Source organism: bacterium (genome assembly GCA_040757115.1).
Classification (GTDB): Bacteria; UBA9089; CG2-30-40-21; order CG2-30-40-21; family SBAY01; genus JBFLXS01.
In genome coordinates this window covers 1-4,744 of record JBFLYA010000280.1, presented here as the reverse complement: position 1 = coordinate 4,744, position 4,744 = coordinate 1, and the positions used below count along the sequence as shown (strand labels likewise).

Annotated in this window: 4 protein-coding genes; 3 read left to right on the top strand and 1 reads right to left on the bottom strand. The window is 38.3% G+C overall.

All coding sequences use genetic code 11. The features are described 5' to 3' along the window. Positions 1 to 732 precede the first annotated feature (732 nt). The 3 genes from AB1422_17015 (at position 733) to cobU (ending at position 4,036) form a co-directional block, all read left to right on the top strand. A complete protein-coding gene (locus AB1422_17015) occupies positions 733 to 1,515 on the top strand; it encodes a sulfide-dependent adenosine diphosphate thiazole synthase (GenBank protein ID MEW6621004.1) in 783 nt (260 codons plus the stop codon). A gap of 13 nt (positions 1,516 to 1,528) precedes the next feature. Next, entirely contained in the window at positions 1,529 to 3,172 is a 1,644-nt protein-coding gene (gene nadA, locus AB1422_17010; protein MEW6621003.1) for a quinolinate synthase NadA, read from the top strand. 324 nt (positions 3,173 to 3,496) lie between these two features. Then, positions 3,497 to 4,036: a bifunctional adenosylcobinamide kinase/adenosylcobinamide-phosphate guanylyltransferase gene (cobU, locus tag AB1422_17005; protein ID MEW6621002.1), complete on the top strand. Its 540-nt coding sequence runs from the start codon at positions 3,497 to 3,499 to the stop codon at positions 4,034 to 4,036. 526 nt (positions 4,037 to 4,562) lie between these two features. Here cobU and AB1422_17000 read toward each other — a convergent pair. Continuing rightward, a partial coding sequence (locus AB1422_17000; protein ID MEW6621001.1) for a gliding motility-associated C-terminal domain-containing protein occupies positions 4,563 to 4,744 on the bottom strand: 182 nt, incomplete at its 5' end.

Below are 4,744 nucleotides of genomic sequence, written 5' to 3'. Positions count from 1 at the left end.
GTTGAGAAGATTTTCACATCCTTAATCCCCCGCCAGCGGCGGAGAAGGGAGAGTACGTCTTTAACCTTAATGCGGGGAGGTTTCTCTTCTAACCGCACAGATCGAATAATTGTGCTGAATAGTTACGAAATTTTTAAAATAATTCTTGACAAAATTACTCATATATCTTATAATCTATCAAAGGATTTTTTTAAGAAAAAGGGTAACACTTTAGCCATCTGAAGGTGTAAATATGGGAGAATGGAAAAACTGGGAAAAAAGGGAAAAGAAATAGGTGCTGGTTAAAATGCCTGTTTGGTTGGAGGGGTTAGGAAATTGGGCTTTTCCTTCACTAACTTCTCAACCCAACTTCTCTACTGGTTTCCTAACCATAACCCAAATATTTCCCACCTGTGCAGTTAAATTAAGTTAAACATTTCGCTCCTACGGAGCTGAATTCTTTAAGGATTATCATAGTCTACAAATATATCACTCCTAACGGAGTTTAAAAATATATTCAGCCCTGTAAGGGCGAGATGTTTATAGATTTATCGTCTCAACATCAAATTAGCTCCGTAGGAGCGATATGTTTATTGAGAAAGTTATAAATATTTTCGTGCAAAAGTTAGTTGTCAGATTATTGCTAACTGCACAGATCGAATATTTCTCCCTTTCCCATTTTTCATCATTTTCCCTTTTTCCCCTGGTGACACTTCACTTGAGTAAATAGTTACGAAAAAGGAGGCAAAAAAAATGCAGTTAGATGATATTGTAATCTCAAAGGCGATTATTGAAAAATGGAGCGAAGATTTAGTCAACTTTTTAGAGAGTGATGTGGCTATTGTTGGTGGCGGACCAGCTGGTCTTACAGCCGCCTACTATCTGGCAAAAAAAGGTCATAAAGTAGTAATCTTTGAACGCAAACTTTCCATTGGTGGTGGTATGTGGGGTGGTGGGATGATGTTTAATAAGTGTGTTTTTCAGGAAGCATCCCTTCCCATCCTCGATGACTTTAAAATACGATATGAAAAATATCAAAACGGCTATTTTGTCACGGATTCATTAGAAACTATGTCTGCCCTTTGCTTGGAGACAATTCGAGCTGGGGTAAAGATATTTAATCTTATCTCTGCAGAAGATGTAATGATTCGTGAAAAAAAGGTTACAGGACTTGTTCTTAATTGGAGTGCGGTTGATATTGCCAAATTGCATGTTGACCCCTTGACCATTCGCTCAAGATATGTTATTGATGCGACCGGTCATGATGCTGAGGTAGCTCATATAATTGTAAGGAAAATTGGCAAAAAACTTCTCACCGCAACAGGTGACCTTATGGGTGAAAAACCAATGTGGGCAGAGGTTGGTGAACGCACCATCGTTGAGAATACAAAGGAAATCTATCCCTGTGTTTATGTGGCTGGAATGGCCGCTAATGCCGTCTTTGGTGGACCACGAATGGGACCAATATTTGGCGGTATGCTCCTCTCAGGCAAAAAAGCGGCTGAATTGCTGGTTGACAAAAATCTAACTAAATGATATACTTAACTATATGAAAAATGTTAATATCCTGAAGATTGGTAGTTCACAAAAAGTTGAAAAAACAACAGATGCAGTACCAGAAGAAAAACCTCTCCATATAAAATTGAATGGCAAAGATTTTGTTACACTTCTATCTACGCCTACCGATACAAAGGAATTGGCAATAGGTTTTCTACTGACAGAAGGATTAATAAAAAATGCAGATGATATTGTGAATCTTGAAGTATCTGAAGAAAAGGTAATAATCGAAGTTAGAGTGTCCAGAGAAACTCTTCAAGATAGCCCTGCAATCATTACCTCAGGCTGTGGCAGAGGAGTTATATTTCGTCCTCTATCAAACGAAACAAAAATAACTGGGAAGGCAAAATTCTCCTCCTGGTTGATTAGTCGGTTAATGAAAGAATTCCTCACTTATTCTACCAGATACGGTGTGCATTCTGCGGCTCTGGCTGATAGCAAAAAGGGAATATTAATCTTCAAAGAGGACATTGGTCGGCATAATGCCATTGATAAGGTTGTAGGAGCGACATTGCTTCAGGGGATAGAAGTTGCGAATAAAATTTTACTCTCTACGGGTCGAATATCTTCTGAAATGGTGCTCAAGTCTGCCCGTCTGGGCATACCAATTCTTGTCGCCCGTTCCTGTCCCACGACATCAGCCATACAACTGGCAGATACAGCCGGAATGACCATAATTGGTCAGGTAAAGGCGGGTTCGATGAATATCTATACCCATCAAAGAAGGATAATAAGTAATTTAGTTGAGAGAATAAAAGAAATTAAGGAAGCCAAACATGCGATTATTCTGGCACATAACTATCAGCGAGGCGAGGTGCAGGATATTGCAGATTTTGTAGGTGATTCTCTTGATTTATCCCGTAAAGCCGCTCAGACTGATGCAAAGATAATTGTCTTTTGCGGCGTGCATTTTATGGCAGAAACTGCCAAAATCCTCTCCCCAGATAAAACAGTTCTAATGCCTGACATAAACGCTGGCTGTCCAATGGCAGATATGGTCAGTGTAGAAAATTTAAGACAAACTAAGGCTGAATATCCTGATGCCCTTGTTGTCTCCTATGTTAATACCCATGTTGAAGTTAAAGCAGAATCCGATTATTGCTGTACTTCAGCCAACGGCGTCAAGGTAATTAATTCTCTCCCTCCTAACCAAAAGATAATATTTACCCCGGACAAATATCTGGGTGATTATATTACCCGTCAAACCGGTCGGGAGATGATTTTGATGCCAGGCTATTGCCCAACTCACCAAACTATAACTCCAGAAGGAATTCACCAGATTAAAAAAGAACATCCACAGGTTAAGGTTATCGTTCATCCAGAGTGTTCTCAAGGGGTAATTGCGGTAGCTGATGCCGCTCTAAGCACAAATGGTATGTGTCGCTATGTTAAAGAATCTGAGGGGACAGAATTTATCATTGGCACAGAGGTTGGAATTATTCATCGTCTAAAAAAAGAAAATCCGCAAAAACAATTTTATCCTGCCTCTACCCGCGCCGTATGTCCAAATATGAAACTCACTACCCTCGAAAAAATCCTTTTTGCACTTGAGGACGAAGAGCCCAAAATAGAAGTCCCCCACGACATTGCCCAAAAGGCAAAACTCGCCATAGATAGAATGCTGGCGATTTCTTGATGGTTAGGGGGGTATCTAAAGTTTTATTACACAATCGTAACCGTAGGTGGTAATTTACCGCAGAGACGCAGAGAAACAGAGAGAAAAATATTTTTTTGTGTTTTTCGGTGTTTAAGAAGGCTTAAAAACAGTTAGTCAAAAGTGAGTATTAAAAGATTAATAAACAACGAAAGACCCGAAATGCACAAAAAAAGGAAATTTCTATCTCTGGTGAATATATTTTAATTTTTTCTCTGCGTCTCTGTATGTCTGCGGTGAACGGTTACGTTTCATAAATTTTTCTTGACATCTTTAAATAATTTTAGTAAAATTGTAAGTAAAGAAATGAGCTCACTAATGTTAGTGCTTGGGGGTATTCGTTCAGGGAAAAGCCAATTTGCCTGTCAGTTAGCTGACCGATTAAGTAAAAAAGTAGTGGTTATCGCTACCGGCATCCCTTCAGATGAGGAAATGAAGGCAAGGATTCAAGAACATCAACAGCTAAGACCCAAACATTGGCAAACAATAGAAGAGCCAAAAGAGATTGTCCCCACATTAGAAAAAACAACGGCAGAGGTAATTTTAATTGATTGCCTGAATATGCTTATTTCAAATCTACTTTTAGATGAATTATCCGAGGATAAAATTTTAAAAAAGGTCTCATCGTTAGTTGAGGCAATAGACAAGAAAAAAGATGGATGGGTGATTATTGTCTCTAATGAAGTTGGCTCCTGTCTTGTCCCAACAAATAAATTAGCCAGACAATTTACGGATTTATTAGGCAAGGCAAATCAAATCATTGCAAGATACGCTCAGGATGTTTATCTTTTGGTGGCAGGGATAGCGATGAAGATTAAAAGTAAGCATTCATCAGGAGGGAAGTAACCGTTCAGGGATATAGCCACAGAGTTACAGAGAACACAGAGGGAATATATAACCACGAATGAATACGAATAATAAAAAGATTTGTAGTGCGAGGCTTTAGCCTCGCTTCTGGCAAGCAGGAAAGCGAACCTAATGGTTTTTGCAAAATTAACTTCCACTTTTCTGGAATACCATAAAATAAATTAAAAATCAAACATCAAAATGTAAAATTACAAATCAAAAATCAAAATATTCTCCAGCTACTTTGTTAATTTACAAGTATTTTTGCATTTTGCATTGTAATTTTGATATTTGCATTTTGATATTTACATTAAAGTTCTTCTTGCTATCGCTCTCCCCAAAAGAGGAACCTATTTATGAAAAAGCAATAAGGTTCGCACTACATTTATCGAATGTCACAGGTTAATTCGTGTCCATGTGTGGCTAATTTCTCTAATTCTCTGTGAACTCTGTGGCTGAACGGTTACGATTTTTACATCTTGCTCTTTGCATTAAAACCCTAACCACCTCTCTCTTTCCAACTCTCTTACCTCACCACCCCTATCTTACCTACCTTCTTATCTCCTTCAGAACTACTAATTACATAAATATAAATCCCACTGGCTACTTTCTCATTATCTTTATTCTGGAGCTTCCAGAGCCATTTACCACTACTACTTACTCCCTCATATTCATATACCTCTTCACCGACTATATTAAATATCCTTA